Genomic DNA, 24,552 nt, shown 5'->3' with positions numbered 1-24,552 from the left:
TACCAGTGTTGCAGTTAGGAATAAGACTCTAAGAATAAAGAAAAAAGAATAAAGACTATTTCTAATAGCGCCAAACATTTGAAGTCTTTTATCTTTTCTCCATTTTCTTTCTTCTACTCCTGATATTTTTTAATAAATCAAAATATTTTTTAACCCTTTCTTAAAAGTTTTATGAGTAAAACAACAGCAACAACAAGGGGGAATCAGAGAATTAACTTCTCATCAGCTAAAGGAAAAATTATCACTCCTGACTTCCTGGACATCCAGCTTGAGTCTTTCAGAGATTTTTTCCAGCTTGATACCCTTCCAGAAGACAGAACAGACGAAGGTTTGTACAGAACCTTCCAGGAAAACTTTCCGATCACCGATTCCAGAAATCAGTTCGTATTGGAGTTTCTTGATTATCTGGTAGATTCTCCACGTTATTCAATTGACGAGTGTGTGGAAAGAGGATTGACGTATTCAGTGCCTCTTAAAGCAAGACTTAAATTGTATTGTACAGACCCTGAACACGAAGATTTCCAAACCGTAGTTCAGGATGTATATTTAGGCCCGGTTCCTTATATGACGCCTAGCGGATCTTTCATCATCAATGGTGCAGAGAGAGTTATTGTTACACAGTTACACCGTTCACCTGGTGTATTCTTCGGACAGACTTACCACGCAAACGGAACCAAACTGTACTATTCAAGAATCATCCCTTTCAAAGGATCTTGGATGGAATTTACAACCGATATCAACAGCGTAATGTACGCGTATATCGACCGTAAGAAAAAGTTACCGTTAACTACCCTTTTAAGAGCTATCGGTTACGAATCTGATAAAGATATCCTTCAGATCTTCGACCTTGCTGAAGAAGTGAAAGTTTCCAAAGCTGCCCTTAAAAAAGTAGAAGGAAGAACATTGGCTGCGAGAGTATTGAACACATGGTTTGAAGATTTCGTAGACGAAGATACAGGTGAAGTAGTTTCTATCGAAAGAAACGAAATCATCTTAGACAGAGAAACCATTCTTGAAAAAGAACACTTAGATCTTATTCTTGATGCTGGTGTGAAATCTATCCTGATTCACAAAGAAAACAGCAACGAATTCTCTATCATTCAGAATACATTACAGAAAGACCCTACCAACTCTGAAAAAGAAGCCGTAGAGTACATCTACCGTCAGTTAAGAAATGCAGATCCGCCAGATGAGGAAACAGCAAGAGGAATCATTGAAAAACTATTCTTCTCAGAGCAGAGATATTCATTGGGTGAAGTAGGACGTTACAGACTAAACAAAAAATTAGGACTTAACATCCCTACAACTACTGAAGTTCTTACAAAAGAAGATATCATTGCTATCGTAAGACACCTTATCGAGCTTGTAAACTCTAAGGCTGAGGTGGATGATATTGACCACTTATCAAACAGAAGAATTAAAACTGTTGGTGAGCAATTGGCAGGACAGTTCGGTGTAGGTCTTTCAAGAATTGCAAGAACAATCAAAGAAAGAATGAACGTTAGAGATAACGAAATCTTTACTCCGCTTGATCTTGTCAATGCTAAGACATTAACATCCGTAATTAACTCGTTCTTCGGTACCAACCAGCTTTCTCAGTTCATGGACCAGACCAACCCGTTATCAGAAATCACGCACAAGCGTAGACTTTCTGCACTAGGGCCTGGTGGTCTATCAAGAGAAAGAGCAGGTTTCGAGGTTCGTGACGTTCACCATACCCACTACGGAAGAATCTGTCCGATTGAAACTCCGGAAGGACCAAACATCGGTTTGATTTCATCTCTGGGTATCTATGCTAAGATCAATAGCCTTGGTTTCATCGAAACTCCATACAGAAAAGTAGAAGACAGTAAGATTGACCTTTCTGCCGATCCTATCTACCTGAATGCAGAAGATGAAGAAGACAAAGTAATTGCTCAGGCAAACGTAGAGCTGAACGATAACGGTGAATTCTTAACAGACAGGATTATTGCAAGATTGGATGGTGACTATCCGGTAGTTGAGCCTTCTCAGGTTAACCTTATCGACGTAGCGCCAAACCAGATTTCCGGTATCTCAGCTTCATTAATTCCGTTCCTGGAGCATGATGATGCGAACCGTGCATTGATGGGATCAAACATGATGCGTCAGGCCGTTCCTCTATTGAAGCCACAAGCTCCAATCGTGGGTACAGGTCTGGAACAGCAGGTGGCCAAAGATTCAAGAATCCTGATCAATGCTGAAGGAACAGGTGTTGTAGAATACGTAGATGCTGATAAGATCACTATCAAATATGAAAGAAGCGAAGACGAAGACTTAGTACAGTTCGAATCCGCTACTAAAACATATAACCTTACCAAATTCAGAAAAACCAACCAGAGTACTACCATTACCCTGAGACCAAACGTAAGGGTAGGTGAAACGGTACAGAAAGGACAGGTACTTTGCGACGGTTATGCTACTGAAAACGGAGAACTGGCATTGGGTAGAAACTTAGTGGTAGCGTTCATGCCTTGGAAAGGATACAATTTCGAGGATGCCATCGTAATCAACGAAAAAGTTGTACGTGAAGACTGGTTTACTTCAATCCACGTAGATGAATATTCATTGGAAGTTCGTGATACCAAACTAGGTATGGAAGAGCTTACAGCAGATATTCCAAACGTTTCTGAAGAAGCGACCAAAGATCTTGACGAGAACGGTATGATCAGAATCGGAGCTGAAGTGAAGCCTGGAGACATCATGATCGGTAAGATCACTCCAAAAGGTGAATCTGATCCAACTCCTGAAGAAAAACTTCTTAGAGCAATCTTCGGTGACAAAGCCGGTGATGTGAAAGATGCTTCATTGAAAGCAGACTCTTCACTAAGAGGTGTTGTGATCAACAAAAAATTGTTCTCAAGAAACATTAAAGATAAAAAGAAGAGAACTGAAGAAAAACTTAAACTTGAAGAAATTGAAAACACTTACAAGGCTAAGTTTGATGAGTTGAGAAACACTTTAATTGAAAAATTAAATACACTGGTAGGTGGTAAAACTTCTCAGGGAGTTACTAACGACCTTGATGAGGAAATCATCGGTAAAGGTGTGAAATTCACGCATAAATTACTGACTTCAGTTGAAGATTACGTTAACGTAAGCGGTGCAGACTGGACTGTAGATAACGATAAGAATGAATTGGTTAAACAATTGATTCACAACTATAAAATCAAGTTCAACGATATCCAGGGAGTTAAAAACCGTGAGAAATTTGCTATTTCAATCGGGGACGAGCTACCGGCAGGTATCATGAAATTGGCTAAAGTGTATATCGCTAAGAAACGTAAGCTGAATGTAGGAGATAAAATGGCAGGACGTCACGGTAACAAAGGTATCGTTTCAAGAATCGTTCGTGAAGAAGATATGCCATTCCTTGAAGACGGAACACCGGTAGATATCGTATTGAATCCACTTGGGGTACCTTCCCGTATGAACATCGGTCAGATCTATGAAACAGTTCTTGGATGGGCTGGTCAGAAATTAGGAATGAAGTTCGCCACGCCAATCTTTGACGGAGCAACTCTTGACCAAATTACTGAATATACAGAGAAAGCAGGTCTTCCTAAATTCGGTAACACTCACCTTTATGATGGTGGTACCGGGGAAAGATTTACCCAGCCGGCTACGGTAGGGGTAATCTACATGCTGAAACTGGGACACATGGTTGATGATAAGATGCACGCACGTTCTATCGGTCCTTACTCATTGATTACTCAGCAGCCGTTAGGAGGTAAAGCTCAGTTCGGAGGTCAGAGATTCGGAGAGATGGAGGTTTGGGCTCTTGAAGCATTTGGAGCATCCAACATCCTGAGAGAAATCCTGACTGTGAAGTCGGATGACGTGATTGGTAGAGCGAAAACTTATGAAGCAATTGCAAAAGGTGAATCTATGCCTGAACCAGGTATTCCGGAATCATTCAATGTATTACTTCATGAGCTGCAGGGTCTTGGATTAGACGTAAGACTAGAGGAATAATTTTAAATTTTAAATTATAAATGTTGAATGGCAGCATTCAAAAATTAATCTAAAATCTAAAATCTAAAATTTAAAATCTAACAAATGTCAAATAAAAATAAATCAAGTAGATTTAATAAAATAACCATCGGTTTAGCTTCACCCGAATCGATTCTTCAGGAATCAAGAGGGGAGGTTTTAAAGCCGGAAACTATTAACTACAGAACGCATAAGCCTGAAAGAGACGGTTTGTTCTGTGAAAAAATCTTTGGTCCGGTAAAGGATTACGAATGTGCTTGTGGTAAATACAAGAGAATTCGTTACAAAGGAATTGTTTGTGACCGTTGTGGAGTAGAAGTTACTGAGAAAAAAGTAAGAAGAGAGAGAATCGGGCACATCAATCTTGTAGTTCCTATCGCACACATCTGGTATTTCCGTTCATTACCGAACAAGATCGGTTACCTTTTAGGAATCCCTTCTAAGAAATTAGATATGATCATCTACTACGAAAGATATGTAGTGATTCAGCAGGGTATTGCTAAAAAATTAGACGGTTCCGACTTCGATGCTATGGAATTCTTAACAGAAGAAGAGTACCTTGATATCATGGAAACCCTTCCTGTGGAGAACCAGTATCTTGATGATTCCGATCCAAACAAATTCATCGCCAGAATGGGTGCTGAAGCAGTTGAAGATCTTTTAAAAAGAATCGATCTTGATGCATTGTCTTTCGATTTAAGACACAAAGCTCACAACGAAGGTTCAAAACAAAGAAGAACTGAAGCCCTTAAAAGATTGAATGTTGTAGAAGCCCTAAGAGGTGCTAATACAAGAATGATCAACAGACCGGAGTGGATGATCATGCGTGTACTTCCTGTTATTCCACCGGAACTGAGACCATTGGTTCCATTGGATGGAGGACGTTTCGCAACTTCTGACCTGAATGACCTTTACAGAAGAGTTATCATCAGAAACAACCGTCTGAAAAGACTATTGGAGATCAAAGCTCCTGAAGTAATCTTAAGAAACGAGAAGCGTATGCTTCAGGAATCAGTAGATTCATTATTCGATAATACAAGAAAATCTTCTGCCGTAAAATCTGAATCAAACAGACCATTGAAATCACTTTCAGATTCATTGAAAGGTAAACAAGGTCGTTTCCGTCAGAACTTACTAGGGAAAAGGGTAGATTACTCTGCACGTTCCGTAATTGTTGTAGGTCCGAACTTACAGCTTCACGAGTGTGGTATTCCTAAAGACATGGCAGCAGAACTTTACAAACCGTTCATCATCAGAAAACTGATTGAAAGAGGAATTGTAAAAACAGTAAAATCTGCAAAGAGAATCATCGACAGAAAAGAGCCTGTAGTGTATGATATCCTTGAAAACGTGATGAAAGGCCACCCGGTTCTTCTGAACAGGGCACCTACGCTTCACAGACTGGGTATCCAGGCATTCCAGCCTAAGATGATCGAAGGTAAAGCTATCCAGCTTCACCCGTTGGTAACGACAGCATTCAACGCCGACTTTGATGGTGACCAGATGGCGGTACACTTACCGTTAGGCCCAGAGGCAATCCTTGAAGCTCAGTTATTGATGCTGGGTTCTCAGAACATCCTGAACCCTGCAAACGGTTCTCCTATTACAGTACCATCTCAGGACATGGTTCTTGGTCTTTATTTCATGACTAAAGAATTAAGTTCTACAGATACCATGAAAGTAAAAGGAGAAGGTCTTGCATTCTATTCCCCTGAAGAAGCAGAAATTGCTTACGCAGAAGGAAGAGTATCATTAAATGCTAAAGTAAGATGTAGACTTCCTGTTAAAGAAGAAGGGGAGATCGTTACAAGACTGATCGAAACTTCTGTAGGTAGAATCCTGTTCAACCAGATTGTACCTAAGCAGGTAGGATATATTAATGAACTTCTTACCAAGAAATCATTAAGAAACGTTATCGGTAAGATCCTTGCTGATACAGACTTCCCTACAACAGTGAAGTTCCTTGATGCAATGAAAGACTTAGGATATTCAAACGCATTCAAAGGAGGGCTTTCCTTCTCATTGGGAGATATTGTAGTTCCTGTTGAGAAGAAAACAATGATTGCCCAGTCTATTGAATCTGTTGACGAAATCAGAGCCAACTATAACATGGGGCTTATTACCGATACAGAACGTTATAACCAGGTAATTGACGTTTGGACCAACACCAACGCCGGATTAACTGAAATGATCATGAGCAGAATGAAAACCGATCAAGGTGGATTCAACTCTGTATACATGATGCTTGATTCCGGAGCGAGGGGTTCAAAAGAACAGATCCGTCAGTTATCAGGGATGAGAGGTTTGATGGCAAAACCGCAAAAAGCCGGTTCTACCGGAGCGGAGATCATCGAAAACCCGATCCTTGCCAACTTTAAGGAAGGTCTTTCCATCCTGGAATACTTTATCTCTACCCACGGTGCCCGTAAAGGACTTGCAGATACCGCTCTTAAGACAGCCGATGCCGGTTACTTAACGAGAAGATTGGTAGACGTTGCTCAGGACGTTATCGTTACTGAGGACGACTGTGGTACTTTAAGAGGTACTGAAGTAACTGCACTTAAGAAAAATGACGAGATTGTTGAAAAAATCTCTGAAAGAATCTTAGGTAGAGTTTCCCTTCATAATATATATGATCCTGAAACAGATGAATTAATCACTGAAGCAGATCAGGTCATCAATGAAGCACTGGCGAAGAGAATCGAAGAAGCAGGTTTAGAATCTGTGGAAGTTCGTTCACCGCTTACCTGTGAAACTAAAAAAGGAATCTGTGCGAAATGTTACGGTAGAAACCTTGCAACCGGTAAGATGATCCATATGGGTGAAGCAGTAGGAGTTATTGCAGCACAGTCAATCGGAGAGCCGGGTACTCAGCTTACGTTGAGAACCTTCCACCAGGGGGGTACTGCAGGTAACGTATCAGAAAACCCATCTATCGTTGCAAGAAGAGACGGTATCGTTGAAATGGATGAAGTAAGAACAATTACTTCTGAAGATGAAAACGGTAAAACTGCTGAGGTAGTTGTTTCACGTTCAACAGAATTCAGATTGGTAGCGGATAACGAAGCCAGAACACCATTAATGGTAGCTAACGTACCTTACGGTTCCGAGTTGGCTGTGAAGCCTGGTGATAAAGTGAAGAAAGGAGATGTAATCTGTAAGTGGGATCCGTATAACGCGGTAATCATTGCAGAAACTGCCGGTAAGGTTGAATATGAAGACATTATCCAGGGTATCTCGTTCCAGCTTGAAATTGACGAACAAACAGGGTTCGAAGAAAAAGTAATCTCCGAATCAAGAAATAAGAAAGCCGTACCTACCCTGAAGGTGGTAGACTCTAAAGGAGTTGAGCAGAAAGCTTACAACTTACCGGTAGGAGCCCACTTAATGGTAAACGATGGTGAAAAAATTAAGGCAGGTAAAGTCTTAATCAAGATCCCTAGAAAATCTGCAAAAGCAGGGGATATCACCGGAGGTCTTCCGAGAGTTACCGAACTATTCGAAGCAAGAAACCCTTCAAACCCAGCGGTTGTTACTGAAATCGACGGGGTAGTTTCTTACGGAAAAATAAAGAGAGGTAACCGTGAACTTATTGTAGAAGCTAAAACAGGAGAAAGAAAAATTTACTTAGTGAAACTTTCCAACCAGATTCTGGTTCAGGAGAATGACTTCGTAAGAGCTGGATCTCCGCTTTCTGACGGTTCTATTACACCAGATGATATCTTAAGAATCAAAGGTCCAACTGCGGTTCAGGAATATCTGGTAAATGAAATCCAGGAAGTTTACCGTCTTCAGGGGGTAAAAATCGATGATAAGCACTTCGAAATCATCGTAAGACAGATGATGACGAAAGTATCTATCGTAGACGGAGGTGATACTCAGTTCCTTGAAGGTGCTTTAGAGCATAAATTTGACTTCCTGGAAGAAAACAACAGAGTATTCGGTCTTAAAGTTGTAGTTGAAGCTGGTGATTCCAAAGAATTCAAACCAGGTCAGATGATTACGGCAAGAGAATTAAGAGACGAAAACTCTAAATTGAAGCGTGAAGATCAGGCTTTAGTTGAAGTAAGAGAAGCACTTCCTGCTACAGCAACGCCTGTATTGCAAGGTATTACAAGAGCAGCTCTTCAGACTAAGTCATTCATGTCTGCAGCATCATTCCAGGAAACTACAAAAGTTCTTAACGAAGCAGCTGTTGCCGGTAAGATAGACTTCCTGAGCGGTCTTAAAGAAAATGTAATTGTAGGGCACAGAATCCCTGCAGGTACAGGTCTTAAAGAATACCAGAATGTAATTGTAGGTTCTAAGAAAGAATTCGAAGACCTTAACTAAAATTAATGATTTGAAATTTGAGATTTGGATTTATTTTTATATTTTCACAATCTCAAATTTCGAATTTAAAAAACATAATTTATAACAATGGACAACAATCAAAATCCACAAGACGGAAACATCAACATCGAATTAAACGAAATGGTAGCTGCTGGAGTATATGCTAACTTAGCGTTAGTAAACCACTCTCCATCTGAATTCGTTGTAGATTTCATCCAATTAATGCCGGGGGTACAACAAGCTAAAGTAAGATCAAGAATCATTCTTGCTCCGCTTCACGCTAAGAGAGTTCTTTCTGCTCTTCAACAGAACATCACTAACTATGAGCAGCAGTTTGGAGAAATCAAAGAAGTTGAGCCTTTCGTATTAGGTGGAAACAACGTACAAGCTTAAGATTTTTCTTACAATATAAAACCCGTTTCGTAATAAAACGAAACGGGTTTTTTTATAGATTTTTGAACCAGATGTAAAGATCTGTGTCTGAAGGAATATTAAGCTTTTTCCGTATACCGTTTTTCCGGTTTTGAACTGTTTTGGGTGATGTGAAAGTATATTCTGCAATGTCTTTGGTAGAAAAATTAAGAAATAGTAAAGCGCAAAATCTTAATTCACTGCTTATCAGACGTGGATTAATTTCCAGTATTGCAGAACACACTTGTGGGTACACCTCCTGAAATCTTATGAAAAACTCCGGGCTGTTATCTTTGGCAAGCTGTACAACCTCGTCAAAAGATTCATTTATTTTAAGCTTTAATTCGGTGGCTTCCATTTCTTTCTGCTGAATGATATCTCTTTCTTCTTTGAGTCTTAAAACTGAAATATTCTTTTTCCTTTTATGAAAGTAAACAGAAAATATAATGACAAGCAGAGTGATCAGTACTATGGTTGCGATGATCCAGTATAACCTTGATTCTTTTTCTCTAAAAACTTCATTTTTCTCTTTTATAACATTGTCTAATGTTGCCGCCCTTGCAGAATTTTTTACAGCATTGATTTTTTTTTCTATACTAAGTAATGAATCTCTGTATTCTGCATGTTTTTTCTTATTTCCGAGTATTTTATTTAATTCACTTAGTAAGTTGTAAACCTCAGATAGTCTGTAAATATCCTTTTTTTCTTCGAATATTGTTTTAGCTTTTTCCAGATGATATTCAGCTGTTTTATAGTCGTGAGAATGATAATATAAAACTCCGATTTCATGCTCCAATATGGCGCCTAACGTTATATCTTTTGCTTCATTATTATATAGAATTGCTTTATTAAAATAATATTTGCTTGAGTCTATCCGGTTATTGGTACTCCATATTTTTCCGAGATTAGTACAAATAGTAGCTCCAGTAGTTTTCTTTCTTTGTATTTGCTTATTCTTGGAATCATTTTCGAAATAGTAATAGGCTTTACTATAGTAATAATAAGCAGAGTCTTTTGAAGTTTTTAAAGTTTCGTGTACCTCTCCGATATTATCATAATTTTTTGCCTTTATATAATTAATGTCTTCAGAGGTCTCTCCAACTCTGATTGCTAACCGATATTTTTCTAATGCATCCTTATACAGGCTTTGCTGCAGGTAACAGTTCCCAATATTAGTAATGATTTCAGATTTTAAACTCAGGTCCGTTTGAGTATGCTTTTCCTTTAAAGCATTATTGAAAAAAAACAAAGCCTTGCCACAGTCTCCCAATCTTTGGTAGCATTTACCACTCAATAAGTATGACATCGCGATACCTTTGGAATAGTTTTTCTTTTGAGATTCTTTTAATATGATGTTTTGCCTGGCAAGAACTTTTTTTAACTCACCACTTCGGAGCTCGCTTTGAGAGGCTTCTAGTAAAGAGTCTATTGTATGGTCCTGTGATCTTAAATTTTTGAAAGAAAATAGGATCAGAACTATAAAAATACACTTAAATACAACCGCGTTTTTTATGGAATAAAATTGATGCATATAATGAAATTTTATTGATCCGTTATTAGCAATTATCCGCAGTTAAGATATGAAAAATATTAAATAATTGTTACGATATATTGAATAATTTGTATTTATAGAGTTGTGAATCGCAAATAATATTCGGTAGATTGGCACACCACAAATAATAAAAAATATCTCAGCCGGAGCAAAAATAGCTTAAGAACAAAATGAAAGATCTTTCGACTTTTTAGATTAACAGTTCTTTTTTTATCAATGATGATGTCATGATTTTCAATGTTTTTATTTGGATCAATGCAGGTTTTATATTGTAAACATTTTTTTCCACTTTGTTACCGTGTTTCTACTCAGCTTGAAATGTATGGCTAATTGGCTGTTATTTAATTTATATTCTTTTTGGTAATTCAGAATCTGTAAGATATCAGATTTCTCATAAGAATGTTGTCTTTGGTTGAACTTTTCGCTTTGTTGGTTTCCTGTTCCGAAAATCTTTTGGTTAAGCTCGATAATATCCAGAGCAGATAAGCTTTTTTTTTCAAGCAATTTTTCACATTCATCTTCTTTATTGGGACATTTTTTGGAGAGAATATCCAGATAGATTTGTTTGTAATTTGGTTTTAATTTTTGTATTTGTATATCCATTTATAAAGTGTGGTTTTTGGGATACTATATTCTTGAATAACCTGAGCTTTTGTTTTTTGCCCAGTTTCTATTAACTCTAAAATAAAATCTATTACTTCTTTAGTATAAATGTTTTTTCTAAACGTTGGAAGCGTAGATTTCGCGGTCTGTACTGCTTTATTAGTAGCTAATTGAGGGGAATATAAAATCAAATGCTGGGTATATAACCTGAAAAAATCGTATTCCAGAAGTTTGCTCCATTTTAAGATAATTTCAGCATCCAGGCTTTTAGACTGGTACATTTTTAATATTTCTTCTTCGCTACATTTCAGAAAATTGCAGATTCGTAATGTTTTCACCTTGCTTTCTGTAACTCGTTGGGCAATGAGAATCCCGATGTGAATATTCTTAAAGTTCATCTTGTGTTATTGCTATTGAATTAAATCTCCGATAGTATGAAATATGGATAATGAAAAAACACCTTTGCCGGAGAAAAAGCTGCCTAAGAACAAAATATAAAGATCTTTCGATATTGATTTTCAGCTTCTTTAGATCAATAGTTCTTTTTTTGATTAATTATAATTCAGTGATTTACACTGCTTAATATCCTTATTTTAAATAATTTTCTGCCGTAAAGTTATCCAGCCCTTGCGCAAGAGTTGAAAGCTTCTGCTTAAGAGTTGAGTAACTTCTGGACAGGTTTTTGTTAGTACTTACTTTGTTTTGTGGAAAGTAGCAGCTTAAGCGCATTTTTGATCCGCTTGTCTGGACCGTAATTTAACTTGGCTCCTTTTATTATGACTGCTGTCAGATTCGGCTTTTGCGGTAATACCTTCACTGCTGAGGCTGGGGTAGAAGCTTCCCGGCTTGTCCAGACGGATTATTTTGTCCGTTCTGTATCACATTTTCCAATGGGATAATAACACCTCGGATGTCTGTATCGGAAAGTAGTGCCGAAAATTTTTCTATCTACTTTACCAAATCATCTATAGAGGATTCTCCGTCATTGTTTATTACAGCATACCTTTTTTTGTATCGCTGCCAGCCAGGAGTGGCTGGCAGCGTACTATTACATTATATGGGCATATTGTGTTTTTGTTTGCTAATGATAAAACATATGAATTATGGTGTGCAGGGAGTGGAACTTCTGTAAATTCCTCCGGAAGAATTGATACAAGCGTAGGCATTTCCTGTACCTGTAAGTGCCTTGGTTTTCAGAATTCCATTGGCATCGGCAACTACGATCTTATCTGTGCTTACAGAACTTGTATAGGCAGCAGTATTAACTGCCCTGATTTTTACACCGCCAGATCCTACATCCAATGTTTCGGTTGGTTTGGCAGCTGCTTCTGTTCCTGTAATACCAATTCCGACTTTACCATTTCTCAAAATCGTCAATGCATTATTCCTTGTAGAGCTTCCGTTACCAACTTGAAAAAGCGGACTGTCGTCCATGCTAAGTACTAAATCACCTGACGCATGACTACTTGTAATAATGGCATTTTGATAACCTACAATAGTTTCCCAAGGCGTTGCTGCGTTATTGAAAATACCTGTGATTGTTGTTCCGTAGCCAATTGCTTGATTCTGTTGTCCAAAAGTTGTAGTGCTGGATTCAGAATTAATATTGCTATTTCCAAAGGATACTGAGAAATCTCCTGTTATATTATTCACTATTCCAAATGATGTTGAGCCAATACCAGAAACTGTATTTCTTGAACCAAAAGAAGTTGAGTTGATACCAGAAACTGTATTTCTTGAACCAAAAGCTGTAGAATTAATACCACTAGCTGTATTATTTGCCGCTCCTGCTACCGCATTGTTTATACCAAAAGCTGCAGAACCATCGCCAGAAGCCACGTTAACTGCTCCAAAAGCCACCGAATTGGCACCGGCAACACCAGTGTGTCCGTTACCGCCTCGCACTGCTCCTTGCACATCTAAAGCCACACCGCTGCCTACTACATTTTTTCCTATGGCAACACTTCCTGTTTGATAAATGTTATCCGTGTTTGAGGTTGATTCTGTAGTGGTTGTCTGTATTCTCCAGGGTTCTGTACTTCCTATTTTCACCCAGGATGATCCATCAAAATAATAATAACCGATTGCAGAGATATTCGCTCTTTGACCAACTACATCTCCTCCTGTAATATCTGTAATATAAACTAAAGCACCTTTTTGATTGACGGTATATAGAGTATTGCCCTTGGCTGTTAGTTCTGCTCTTGTCAATCTGGGAGCTTGTAAGCCTGTAATATCGGTTGGTAATAAATTTCCTAAAGAATCCTTCTTACCGTTGACATCTAATGAGGATTTTGGGTTGGCAGTATTGATACCTATCTGTGAATAGGTAAATGTAGATATAGACATAGCTGCTGCAAGTACAAATGATTTTGTAATGTTTTTTCTCATTTTTGTTGTTGTTTTTAATTTAATTTTTTTCTTAATAAAATTGAGTGCAATTCTACAATAATGAATCTTAACATAAAGAAAAGTAACATACCCATTAGCTACCTATTGTTTTTAATGCATTGATATATAGGTGTTTATTTGTGATTGTTGAAAAAAGTGTTGCAAACTGCGAGCAGCAATTCGGAGAAATCAAAGACGTTGAGCCTTTCGTATTAGGGGATAATATACAAGCTTAAGGTTTTTTTTAAATAAATCAGAATGCCTCAAATTTAATTAAGACATTTTATTGGATTTGTTCTGTGCTTTTTTAGGAGAAGGAAAGGCGAATTCTGATATGTCCGTAGCTGAAAAACTGAAGAAAAGCAAACCGCGAAACTTTTATACCATATCAATACGCCAATTTTATATATTTGCTTTGAAAATGATATAACAGATATGGTAAATAATCAACTGATTCTTGATAAATTTGGTTTTTTGGGAGAAGAATTTTTAAATGAATTTCATGCTAATGCGATTATTACTGATATAAAATCAAAAACAGAAATTATAAGAGAAGGGCAAAAGAATAAATATGTCCCGTTTCTTATGAAAGGCTCCATAAAAGTTTTTACTCTGAATGATGGGAGAGAGCTTATCTATTATTATATAAGGCCTAATGACAGCTGTCTTATGACCTTTTCTTCTATTTTTACTGATTATACAAGCAGAATCTATGCGGTTGCCGAAGAAGAATGTGAAGTTATCCTGATTCCGGTTTCTGTTATACATATTTGGCTGATCCGGTTTCCGGAGATCAACAGGATATTTTATCATGAATATGACAAACGCTTCTCAGATGTTATGCATATGGTAAATGATGCCGTATTTCACAGGCTTGATAAAAGAGTTTTAAACTATATTAAACAGCAGGTATCAGTTACAGGAAATAATCCTTTAAAAATTACCCATCGTGAAATTGCCAGTAACCTGGGGACCTCAAGGGAAGTTGTGAGCCGGGTGTTAAAAAAGATTGAAAATGAAGGCGAAATTATCCAGACCAAAGAAGGAATTAAAATCCCTGTAAATGAAAATGTTAGACTAATCTAATATATGATGTTTTAATTATTTTGTATTTATCATTGATAAAAACAATTTTTATGGTGACTTTTATCACGTACTTATGAATCTATAACTCAATAAGTTTGTCATATCGTAATTTAATTCAAATTGTATATGACAAAAACTCTCTTATTTTTGTCGGTACTGGCTTCAGGTCTTGCTTCAGCGCAGGAAGATCTGCTGAAAGATATTGACACCCTCAAAACAACTACAGAAAATTCACAGCCCGCCTTTAAAGCCTTACAGATTGTTACGGGACAATCCACAAAACTCTCTGCTAAAAATGAGTGGTATATTGTTGTGGCCCACCGTTTCGGAGATATAAGCACCGGGTTTAAAAACTTTTTCGGGCTAGATGATGCTTCCACCAAATTAGGGGTCATTTATGGTGTTACGGACAATGTTTCAGTCAGCCTTTCCAGGGAAACCAATATGAAAACATTCGAAGGTGCTGTAAAATACAAGTTCGTAAAGCAAACAGAAAATTTTCCGGCAGATATTGTAGGCTATAACGTAATGGCTTTAAATACAGACCTGGATAAAGACAATTATCCGCACCTTAAATTTGGCGACAGGCTTTCTTATCTTACCCAGGCTTTAATCTCCAGGAGGTTCAATGATAAGTTTTCTTTGCAGCTGTCTCCTTCATACATCCATAAAAACCTTTATGATCCGGCTATTGAAGATAAAAACCAATTTCTGACCGGCTTAGGAGGCCGCTATAAAATTTCCAGAAGAATTTCTGTAAATGCAGAATATTTTGTGAATTTCGATAATCACAGTTTCTATAAAAATCCTCTTTCATTGGGGATGGATATAGAAACCGGAGGACATGTTTTCCAGCTTTTATTCACGAATTCCCAGATCAATTCAGACATAGGATATCTCTCCAATGCGGTAGGAAAATGGGGAAAAGGACAGATTTTCTTTGGGTTTAACCTTTACAGAGTTTTTTAAGATGAAAAAGATAATATGCATATTAACAGGCTTTGTCCTTCTTATTTCCTGTGAAAGCAGAACCTATGAAGAAATTTCAGACCATACACCCATTACAGAACAGGTAAAATATACGAAGGATATAAAACCTATTATTGATGCCAATTGCATTGTATGCCATTCTCCCGGAGGAGCTGCTTCTTTCCAGCCGTGGACAAACTATAATCAGGTAAAAAATAATATAGATAATATCCTGGACAGAATTCAGAGAGCCAATGGAGATCCGGAAAAAATGCCCCAGGGCGGAGCATTATCCCAGGCACAGATTAACACCTTCCTCAAATGGAAAGCCGATGGGCTTGCCGAAAATTAAAAAATATCCGATATGAAAAAATTAGTATTAATAAGTAGTATACTGTTTTTCGCAGGCTCTGTTTCAGCCCAGAAATACAGTTCCAAAACAGGCAGCGTATCTTTCGAGGCATCCGTACCGCTGTTCGAAGATGTGTATGCTAAAGATGATAGTAATGTTGTTGTTCTGAATACGGATAACGGTGAGATGGCTTCAGTTTCTGTAGTGAAGAACTTTCATTTTAAAACCAAATTAATGGAAGAACACTTCAATGAAAGTTATGCGGAAACAGCAAAATATCCTAAGGCGACCTTTAAAGGTAAGATCGTCAATTTTGACAAAACAAAACTTACAGCCTCACCGCAGAAATATACCGTTCAGGGAACCCTTAATTTCCACGGAGTAGATAAGGCTGTTTCTTCCGCAGCTGCCGTTTATACCAAAGACGGAAAAATCTATATGCAGGGAAGCTTTGTGGCAAAACCTGCCGATCACAAAGTAACCATACCGAAAATGGTAACCAAAAAGATCGCGGAAAGTGTAAATGTAGAATACAACTATGTAATGACAAAGCAATGAAAAAGATCATCTTCATCATAAGTATTTTCCTGTGCCTTTCTACTATGCATGCACAGGAAAAAGTAAAATCAATATTTGATATTGCCAGAAGCGGAACCGTAACCGAAGTAAAAGATCTTATGAAACAGGACCCGGATATCATCAACAAAACCAATGAAAATGGCTTTTCACCCCTCATCCTTTCATGTTACAGAGGAAATACAGAAGTGGCTGATTTTTTGATGGATAAAGTAAAAGACATCAATTATAATTCTTCAATGGGAACTGCGCTTATGGCAGTTGTTTATAAAGGTGATTTAAAGCTGGCTCAGGAGCTGTTGGATCATCAGTCAGATATCAACACAGCAGATTCTCAGGGAACCACACCGCTTATTTTTGCTTCCAAACTGGGAAATATAGAAATGGTTAAGCTTCTTGTGAAATATAAAGCCAATAAAAGCTTAAAAGACAAACAGGGAAATACAGCTTTCGAATATGCTGTTTTATCAAAAAATTCAGAACTGATCAACCAACTAAAAAATTAACATATGAAAAACATTGTACTCTTTTCTTTTTTATTAACAGGCTTTTTGGGCATTTCGCAGCAAAAAACCACAGGTGACGTACCATTATCCCCCAATAACGGGATCACTGCAAATTTTACTCTGGATAATGCAACATCTAAAGTAACTTTGGTTTTAAAAGGTCCGTCTGACAGATGGTTTGGTCTAGGGATTGGCGTTAGCGCAGGATTTAGCATGTCAGCAGGAGATGCTGTAGTTTATTCTGCCGTTACCACCCCAAAACTAACGGACAGGAATTTTACAGGAACAATGCAGCCTCCATTAGACAGTTCACAGGACTGGACTATAGTGAGTGATGCTGTTGCCGGTTCCATAAGAACACTTACTTTAACGAGAGCTTTGACGAATTCAGATACTAATGATTATCAAATGCCTTATGCCACCACGAATTCCATCAGTTTTGCCGGACCAAGACCGGCTACTGCAACCACAACAGTAGCCCCTCATGGAGGAACCGCTAATGTAGGATATGCTACTGCATCTTTTACCACAGTATTGGGAGTGAATGAGACGGAGGCAGCAAGTAAGAAAGTTGTTCTTTATCCAAATCCTGCCAAAGAAACCGTAAGCATAAAAAATATGGATAAGGTAAAAGCCATTGATATTTATGAATCTGCCGGAAGAAAAGTAAGATCCGTAAAACCTGAAGGAGAAAACATCAATGTCAGAGATCTGAAGCCTGGAATTTATTATTTTGAGATCACTCTGAAAGACGGAAACCTGTCTTATGAAAAACTGATCAAAGAATAATAGGATATAAATATTATAAAATAGTCTTTTAAATACCTCTGATGTCAGAGGTATTTTTTTATGTATGAATTTAAAGCCTGACTAGAAAGGATATTCTAAAAATTGATCTGTTTTAATATACTTTTAATCTCATAAACTTTTACGTGAATAATATAGGCCGTAACTTTGCCAAAAAATTGAAAATGAAGCGAGGAATACAAATTTTGCTGCTGTTTTTTTCTTTGGCCATCTGTGCCCAGCAGACAAATATTGATACAGCTCAGGTAGTCATTTCAGGCCGTACGAATAATACGGAAGCCCAGACGAAACCTTATGTGATTATGATATCTACAGATGGGTTCCGTTACGACTATGCTAAAAAATACAATGCAGAAAATCTTTTGAGACTGGCGGCAGGAGGAGTTCAGGCGCAAGCTATGATCCCAAGTTATCCAAGTATTACTTTTCCCAATCACTGGAGCCTGATTACCGGACTTTACCCATCCCATCACGGGCTGATCGATAATTTTTTCTACGACTATAAAAGAAAAGAGGCCTATGCCATGAACAATAAGAAGAATGCTGAAGAGGGAACCTGGTACGGTGGAACTCCGCTTTGGGCTCTGGCTGAAAAGCAGGGGGTAGTTTCAGCTTCCCTGATGTGGGTAGGTTCTGCAAGCAATGCGGGAGGAATGAGACCTTCCTATTATTATCCGTACCATGAAAAATTTAAGCCCTCCGAAAAAGTAGAGAAAGTTATTAACTGGCTTAAACTGCCTGAAGAAAAAAGACCGCATTTTATATCCCTGTACTTCCCGGAAGTGGATGGAAGCGGACATCATTACGGACCGGACAGCCCGGAAACGGAAAATGCAGTTCATTTGGTTGATAATGCAATTGGAGAACTTGTTCAGAAAGTCAATGACCTTGGACTGAAAAATGTAAACTTTATTTTTGTTTCCGATCATGGAATGATAAAGGTAGATGGAGGAGCGCCGCTGGAAATTCCTGCCATGCTTTTGGATAAAAACAGGTTTGATTTTTACAATTCCCAGACCCTGCTCAGAGTATATGTTAAAAATCCGGCTGAGGTTAAAGCTGTTTATAAAGAGCTGAAATCCAATAAAACAAATGATTACGAAGTATATCTGGATAAAAAACTGCCTAAATATCTGCATTTTGCGACAAGAGATGACCGATATGACAGGATCGGGCAAATCCTTCTTATTCCAAAAGCTCCGAAAATATTTCTGGAAAAGGATAAGAAAACATCCGTAGGAAAACACGGCTATAACCCGAAAATAGTTCCCGAAATGAAAGCCACATTCTATGCCTGGGGACCTGAATTCAAAAACAATCTGGTTATAGATGAATTTGCTAACATTAACGTTTATCCTCTGGTTGCTGAAATCTTAGGGTTGAAAATCGATCAGCCCATTGATGGAAAACTGAAGGTTTTAAAAGAAACTTTGAAGGAGAAAAAATAAATTTGGTTTAAAAATAAAATGTTTCGGCGCACCGCAGGTGCGCCGAAACATTTTTATAATAGAAGGATCAAATGCATTAAGATTGGAATACATTAGAAAACTCCTTGGCAAAATCCTCTAATTTAGTTTTACCGTCAACCGGAGATCCGTGCTCAATAAAATCCTTCTGAACAACACCGGTTCTCATTCCTCTTCCCATTTCAACATAAAGTTCAGCCATTTCTTTTGGAAGACCGGCCTGTGACATTCCCTCAAAAGATTGCTCATCTGTAAATTCCACCCACGGCAATCCCGGGTTCCCCGTAGCGTTGCCTAAAACTTTTGCAAAATCTGCAGGTGTACGCGAATCGCTTACAATATAACGGATATTTTTACCTGTTGTGGTTTTTACCAGCTCTTCAGCAGCAGCTTTGGCAATATCAACCGGATGTACTAATGGAATATGTATATTGTCAGGGTAATTTCCTCCAAGAATTCCTGAATTTTTAATTAGCGGAATATCATTGAAGAAATTGATGTAGAAATAACCTGCCCTTAAAAAAGTTACCGAAGTATTTTCAAGCTCACCATACAGTTTTTCAATATGATGCAGTCCTTTGATCGGACCGTTTTCAACAGGAGAGTCAGCTCCTACACTGCTTAACATAACAACTCTTTTTACGTTTGCCTTTGCAATAGCTTCAGCGTAATTTTTCCCTGCATTAGCTGTATTCTCAACAATATTGGTTTCGCCCATAATTGGCGGTGTCATTGCAAATACCGCATCTGAACCTTCAAATGTATTAGTTAAAAAATTGACATCAGTAATAGAACCGATAGCAGCCTTTGCCCCCAGAGATTCAATCTCACTTTTTCTGGTTTCACTGCTGCTGATAACCGTAATATCATGGCCTTCTGCAATTAATTGTTCTGCTAACGGCTTTGCTGTATTCCCTAAAGAACCTGTTACAATAATTTTCATAGTAAATGTTGTTTATTTCCTGATACAAAGTTATATTTGCACTTACTTTTATACAAGTACTTACCCTAAAGTATGTATTATGACAGCCATTAAAGAAACTTCCACCATCCAGCAAAACAGGAAAAGCATATTAGAGCAGTGCCCTGTAATGTATGTAATGGAAAAAATAGGTGGTTTTTGGAAGCCCATTATCCTGTTTAATCTTTCAACAGGAGAGAAAAGGTACAGCGAATTGAAAAGAGCCATCCCGGAAGTAACGGAAAAAATGCTCATCCAGCATCTTAAGCAATTGGAAGCGGATGGGTTGATTATCAGGACTGCAAAACCCGTGGTTCCGCCACATGTTACTTATGAACTGAGTAAAGCAGGCCTCAAATTAGCTCCGGTAATTGATGCAATGGCAGAGTGGGCCTTTCAGGATATGAAAAAAATGTATTAATATAAAAAAGACTGCCCGAAAGAGCAGCCTTTATGTTTTAAAATGTACAGAGAATTACAAAGACTGCATATCTATAACGAAACGGTATTTTACATCGCTCTTAAGCATTCTTTCATAAGCATGGTTGATATCTCCCATTTTGATCAGTTCAATATCTGAAACAATATTATGCTTTCCGCAGAAATCCAGTAATTCCTGTGTTTCGGCAATACCACCAATTAGAGATCCTGCAACAGAACGGCGCTGGAAGATCATTGGTCTTGTACTTACCTCAGTTTCCTGGAACTCACCTACAAATCCTACAAGAACTAAAGTCCCGTTCAGGGTAAGCGTCTGCATATAAGGATTGATATCGTGCTCATAAGGAACCGTATCAATGATAAGATCAAATTTTCCTTTTACATGATCCATCTGTGAATCATCGGTAGAAATAACAACGTGATCCGCGCCAAGCTGTTTGGCATCATCCGTTTTTCCCGGAGTTCTTGAGAATAAAGTCACTTCTGCGCCTAATCCTTTTGCTAATTTGATCGCCATATGTCCTAATCCGCCTAATCCTACAACTGCAACTTTGGAATCTGGCCCTACATTCCAGTGTCTCAATGGAGACCATGTAGTAATACCTGCACACAGAAGTGGTGCTACTGCAGCCAGATCCAGGTTTTCAGGTACGCTTAAAACAAAATGTTCATCCACAACTACCTTCTGGGAATATCCACCAAAAGTATGACCGCCTAAATGTTTATCTTGCCCGTTATAGGTTCCTGTAAACCCATTCAGGCAGTATTGCTCCAGATCTTCTTTACAGCTGTTGCAATGCCCGCATGAATCTACCATACATCCCACAGCGGCAAGATCACCCACTTTAAATTTGGAAACTTCACTTCCCACATTGGTAATTCTTCCTACAATTTCATGCCCCGGAACTACAGGATACAAAGATCCGCCCCAGTCATTTCTTGCCGTATGAAGATCAGAGTGGCAGACTCCGCAGTATAGGATTTCAATTTCCACATCTTTTGAAGTTACTTCTCTTCTTTCAATACTTATTTCTTTCAGGTCTGCCGTGGTAGACTCAGCCCCGTAGGCTTTTACTGTGATTGTGCTCATTGGTTTATTTAATTTAATTAAGTTCAGTTATAAATTGCTGTATTCTTCATCACTTACAGGCTCCAGCCATTCCACAATACCGTTTTGAGTATTCGGATTAATGGCAATATGCGTGAATTCACTATCGGCAGATGCTCCATGCCAGTGGATAACACCCGGAAGGATATTCACCACATCTCCCGGACGTAAAACCTGTGCAGGTTTTCCTTTCTCCTGATAAACTCCCGTCCCTGAAGTTACGATTAAAATCTGGCCACCTCCATGAAAGTGCCAGTTATTTCTGCAGCCAGGTTCAAAAATAACATTTCCGATCTGGTAGTTCAGCTCATCCTCGTTAGATTTCAAAATCTGAACCCAGGCTGTTCCTCCGGAAAAATAAGCTTCAGGAGCTTTTTCCCCTTTTGAAAAAATAGGTGTATTCCATGTTTCCATAATGATTACAAAAGTCGATACTTTTAAATAAACACCACTTATACAGATTACCGAAATACTTACCAATTTTACAGACACTATAAAAAAGGTCGCAGGAAAATGGTAATTTTGAATAAGCTTAAAAAGACAGTCAATGGAAGATCAGGAAGTTGAAAAAGTAAACAGCGTTTCAGATTACAATAAAATGGTGAATCATGAAACCCTGCATCCGCTGGTAAGTGTGGTAGATTTTGCAAAATCTGATCCCATCTGCCAATATAAAAGAACCTATACCTTTTATACCGTTTTTCTGAAAGATGTGATCTGCGGTGATATGCATTACGGAAAACACAGCTACGACTATCAGGAAGGAACGCTGGTTTTTATTGCTCCCGGACAGGTAAGCGGAGTGACGAACGACGGAAAGTTTGTGCAGCCGGGCGGATATGCTTTGCTTTTTCATCCGGATCTTATCAAAGGAACCAATCTTGGCAAAAATATCAAAGATTACAGCTTCTTTTCCTATGACGTACACGAGGCATTGCACCTTTCGGAAAAAGAAAGAGAAATTGTACTGGAATGTTTTAAGAATATAAAGCTTGAACTTGAACAGTCTATCGATAAACACAGCAAATCGCTAATTGTAAACAATATTGAATTGTTTTTAAATTACTGTATGCGTTTCTACGACCGTCAGTTTATTACAAGAGACCATGTAAATCAGGGCGTTATCGGGAAATTTGAAAATCTGGTGGATGATTATTTAAAATCTGACAACCCCAAAAATATTGGTTTCCCGATGGTTAACTATTTTGCAGAAAAACTGAACCTGTCTGCCAATTATTTCGGTGATTTGATCAAAAAAGAATTAGGAGTTTCCGCTCAGGAATTTATTCATAATAAGCTGATTGATGTTGCCAAAGAACAGATCCTGAATCCGTCAAAATCAATCAGTGAGATTTCCTATGACCTTGGGTTTAAATATCCCCAGCATTTTACAAGATTATTCAAAACTAAAGTAGGAGTTTCCCCGAGCGAATATAAAACTCTAAACTGATCATTTAAAAACACAAATAATACTAATGTTCTTCACAAATATCACAACTTTTTATTTGTGAAAATTAGTGTTAAAAATTAGTGACATTCGTGTTTAAACTTACTGTATTTTTAGCAAAGAAAATTTCCTTATTTCAAAAAACTGAATTAATTTTAATAGATAAAATTTTTCAAAGTTTTTAAAATGACTGTTGAGCAGACCACAACCCACATTTTTCAGACTTCTTTCGGGAAAGTTATTGCACTAAAAAACAGAGGCGTTATTAAAGCCCAAAGTATCCGGTATGCCCGTTCTGAAAGATTTCAGAAACCTGTTGCAGAACAGCCTTCTTCAGAAATTATTTTCCCGGATAAAATTCCTGTTTGCCCGCAGGCTATCAGTCCGCTGGCTGAAAAAATGATTGGTCCCACTCATATTGAAAATTTTGAACCGGATGAATCAACACAATATCTCTCGGTTTTCCGTCCTGACAGCTTTACAGAAAATGAAAAGCTTCCAGTTGTAGTCTGGATTCACGGTGGTTCCCATGAGATAGGATGTGGTGACCTTCCTACCTCTGATCCCAGCGACTGGGTAAGGGAACAACAGATTATTGTGGTTGCTGTATCTTACAGGCTTGGACTTTTCGGTTTTCTGGGAGGCGGTGAAATACCACCAAATTTAGGACTGTTTGATATAATAGAGGCATTAAAATGGATCAGGAATTATATTTCAGAATTTGGAGGTGATGCAGGGAATATTATCCTTTTAGGCCAGTCTTCGGGTGGTGATGCCATTGCCCATCTTATGATTTCCGAAGGTGTTGAGGGCTTGTTTCAAAGAGTGATTATCCAGAGTGCGCCATTAGGATTACGTCATAAAAGGCAGAAAATGTCTGCGGAATTTCTCAAAAAAACAGAGGGGCTTAAAACCGAAACCGATGTTTTTAAAATGATGGAGGAATACAAAAAATATGTGCCGTCTGTCATAAAATATGGTTTGAAAGCTGCCATGCCTTTTGGTATTCAGTATGGCTATCCACCTTTATGCAGGGAAGAAGAATCTATAGAAAAATGGAAGGGAAATGCCAAAAAATATGATGTACTGATCGGACTTAATAATAATGAAACAGCATTCTATCTTAAAACCTCAGACGCATTGAATAAATATTTTGGAAAAGGTCTTGGATTAAAAATCATGGATAAAACAGTTGAAAAAACTACGGAGCTCATCTATGGAATTCCTGCAAAAATTTTCGCTGAAAATTATGCAAAAGCAGGAGGAAATGTTTATCTGTTCAGAATTCATTCAGGATCAGAAAGCAGCCGTATCGGGGCACCGCATTGTATTGATCTTCCTTTGATTTTCGGAAATGAATCTGCCTGGAAATCCTCAGAGATGCTGAAAGATATTCCGTGGGAATATATCAATGAAAATGGAAAGAAATTAAGAGCAATCTGGGCCGAATTTGCCAGAACAGGAAATATTTCTGATGATTCGGAAAAGCCGGACATTTTAAAAATCCGGAAAATAAGCTTTTAAAAAGCAGAT

The 24,552-nt window shown here is 38.0% G+C and carries 20 protein-coding genes; 13 read left to right on the top strand and 7 right to left on the bottom strand.

Annotated features, from left to right (window positions below; all coding sequences use genetic code 11):
* Positions 1–171 precede the first annotated feature (171 nt).
* From rpoB to HNP36_RS16055, 3 genes are all read left to right on the top strand, one after another.
* The gene (rpoB, locus tag HNP36_RS16065; protein ID WP_184165911.1) at positions 172–3,993 is read left to right on the top strand and encodes a DNA-directed RNA polymerase subunit beta; all 3,822 of its coding nucleotides are present in this window, start codon (positions 172–174) and stop codon (positions 3,991–3,993) included.
* 84 nt (positions 3,994–4,077) lie between these two features.
* Entirely contained in the window at positions 4,078–8,343 is a 4,266-nt protein-coding gene (rpoC, locus tag HNP36_RS16060) for a DNA-directed RNA polymerase subunit beta' (RefSeq protein WP_184165908.1), read from the top strand.
* 87 nt (positions 8,344–8,430) lie between these two features.
* A complete protein-coding gene (locus HNP36_RS16055; protein WP_034702050.1) occupies positions 8,431–8,736 on the top strand; it encodes a DUF3467 domain-containing protein in 306 nt (101 codons plus the stop codon).
* Positions 8,737–8,788: 52 nt separating this feature from the next.
* On the opposite strand, the gene HNP36_RS16050 is transcribed toward HNP36_RS16055, so the two are convergent.
* The 4 genes from HNP36_RS16050 to HNP36_RS16035 all read right to left on the bottom strand — a co-directional run bounded on the left by HNP36_RS16050 (position 8,789) and on the right by HNP36_RS16035 (position 13,300).
* Positions 8,789–10,285 carry a LuxR C-terminal-related transcriptional regulator gene (locus HNP36_RS16050; protein ID WP_184165904.1) on the bottom strand — a complete coding sequence of 499 codons (1,497 nt, stop codon included), beginning with the start codon at positions 10,283–10,285 and terminating at the stop codon, positions 8,789–8,791.
* 285 nt (positions 10,286–10,570) lie between these two features.
* Positions 10,571–10,909, bottom strand: coding sequence for a helix-turn-helix domain-containing protein (locus tag HNP36_RS16045; RefSeq protein WP_184165901.1), 339 nt, complete (start codon positions 10,907–10,909; stop codon positions 10,571–10,573).
* The gene (locus tag HNP36_RS16040) at positions 10,885–11,307 is read right to left on the bottom strand and encodes a transposase (RefSeq protein ID WP_184165897.1); all 423 of its coding nucleotides are present in this window, start codon (positions 11,305–11,307) and stop codon (positions 10,885–10,887) included. Before HNP36_RS16040 ends, HNP36_RS16045 begins: the two co-directional genes overlap by 25 nt.
* Positions 11,308–12,010: 703 nt before the next feature.
* Positions 12,011–13,300: a hypothetical protein gene (locus tag HNP36_RS16035; RefSeq protein ID WP_184165894.1), complete on the bottom strand. Its 1,290-nt coding sequence runs from the start codon at positions 13,298–13,300 to the stop codon at positions 12,011–12,013.
* A gap of 435 nt (positions 13,301–13,735) precedes the next feature.
* Here HNP36_RS16035 and HNP36_RS16030 point away from each other — a divergent pair, with 435 nt between their 5' ends.
* The 7 genes from HNP36_RS16030 to HNP36_RS16000 all read left to right on the top strand — a co-directional run bounded on the left by HNP36_RS16030 (position 13,736) and on the right by HNP36_RS16000 (position 19,044).
* Positions 13,736–14,386, top strand: coding sequence for a Crp/Fnr family transcriptional regulator (locus tag HNP36_RS16030; RefSeq protein ID WP_184165891.1), 651 nt, complete (start codon positions 13,736–13,738; stop codon positions 14,384–14,386).
* Positions 14,387–14,512: 126 nt separating this feature from the next.
* Positions 14,513–15,355: a DUF5777 family beta-barrel protein gene (locus HNP36_RS16025; protein ID WP_184165888.1), complete on the top strand. Its 843-nt coding sequence runs from the start codon at positions 14,513–14,515 to the stop codon at positions 15,353–15,355.
* A 1-nt stretch (position 15,356) separates the two neighbouring features.
* On the top strand, positions 15,357–15,707 hold the full coding sequence (locus HNP36_RS16020; protein WP_184165885.1) for a hypothetical protein: 351 nt from the start codon (positions 15,357–15,359) through the stop codon (positions 15,705–15,707).
* A gap of 12 nt (positions 15,708–15,719) precedes the next feature.
* Positions 15,720–16,265 (top strand): YceI family protein, encoded by a 546-nt coding sequence (locus tag HNP36_RS16015; protein ID WP_184165882.1) that lies wholly within the window; start codon positions 15,720–15,722, stop codon positions 16,263–16,265.
* Positions 16,262–16,789 (top strand): ankyrin repeat domain-containing protein, encoded by a 528-nt coding sequence (locus HNP36_RS16010; protein ID WP_184165879.1) that lies wholly within the window; start codon positions 16,262–16,264, stop codon positions 16,787–16,789. The genes HNP36_RS16015 and HNP36_RS16010 overlap by 4 nt, the downstream gene beginning before the upstream one ends.
* Positions 16,790–16,792: 3 nt before the next feature.
* The gene (locus tag HNP36_RS16005) at positions 16,793–17,578 is read left to right on the top strand and encodes a T9SS type A sorting domain-containing protein (protein WP_184165876.1); all 786 of its coding nucleotides are present in this window, start codon (positions 16,793–16,795) and stop codon (positions 17,576–17,578) included.
* Positions 17,579–17,760: 182 nt separating this feature from the next.
* Positions 17,761–19,044, top strand: coding sequence for an ectonucleotide pyrophosphatase/phosphodiesterase (locus HNP36_RS16000; protein WP_184165873.1), 1,284 nt, complete (start codon positions 17,761–17,763; stop codon positions 19,042–19,044).
* Between the two features lie 76 nt (positions 19,045–19,120).
* Here the strand turns inward: HNP36_RS16000 and HNP36_RS15995 are convergent, their stop codons facing one another.
* Positions 19,121–20,005, bottom strand: a complete 885-nt coding sequence (locus HNP36_RS15995; protein ID WP_184165870.1) for an NAD(P)H-binding protein — start codon at positions 20,003–20,005, stop codon at positions 19,121–19,123.
* 79 nt (positions 20,006–20,084) lie between these two features.
* On the opposite strand from HNP36_RS15995, the gene HNP36_RS15990 reads away from it, so the two are divergent.
* A complete protein-coding gene (locus tag HNP36_RS15990; RefSeq protein ID WP_184165867.1) occupies positions 20,085–20,444 on the top strand; it encodes a winged helix-turn-helix transcriptional regulator in 360 nt (119 codons plus the stop codon).
* Between the two features lie 54 nt (positions 20,445–20,498).
* Here HNP36_RS15990 and HNP36_RS15985 read toward each other — a convergent pair whose 3' ends face one another.
* Both HNP36_RS15985 and HNP36_RS15980 read right to left on the bottom strand, forming a co-directional pair.
* Positions 20,499–21,554, bottom strand: coding sequence for an NAD(P)-dependent alcohol dehydrogenase (locus tag HNP36_RS15985; protein ID WP_194304148.1), 1,056 nt, complete (start codon positions 21,552–21,554; stop codon positions 20,499–20,501).
* Positions 21,555–21,581: 27 nt separating this feature from the next.
* Complete coding sequence (locus HNP36_RS15980) at positions 21,582–21,986, bottom strand: cupin domain-containing protein (RefSeq protein WP_184165966.1); 405 nt, start codon at positions 21,984–21,986, stop codon at positions 21,582–21,584.
* A 133-nt stretch (positions 21,987–22,119) separates the two neighbouring features.
* Between HNP36_RS15980 and HNP36_RS15975 the strand changes: the two genes are divergently transcribed.
* Positions 22,120–23,022: a helix-turn-helix domain-containing protein gene (locus HNP36_RS15975; protein ID WP_184165863.1), complete on the top strand. Its 903-nt coding sequence runs from the start codon at positions 22,120–22,122 to the stop codon at positions 23,020–23,022.
* Positions 23,023–23,205: 183 nt separating this feature from the next.
* Entirely contained in the window at positions 23,206–24,543 is a 1,338-nt protein-coding gene (locus HNP36_RS15970) for a carboxylesterase family protein (protein WP_184165860.1), read from the top strand.
* Positions 24,544–24,552 lie beyond the last annotated feature (9 nt).

The organism is Chryseobacterium shigense (assembly GCF_014207845.1).
Classification (GTDB): Bacteria; Bacteroidota; Bacteroidia; order Flavobacteriales; family Weeksellaceae; genus Chryseobacterium; species Chryseobacterium shigense_A.
Note: the sequence above shows the minus strand (reverse complement) of the source record. Positions and strands in the feature narration are given on the sequence as shown.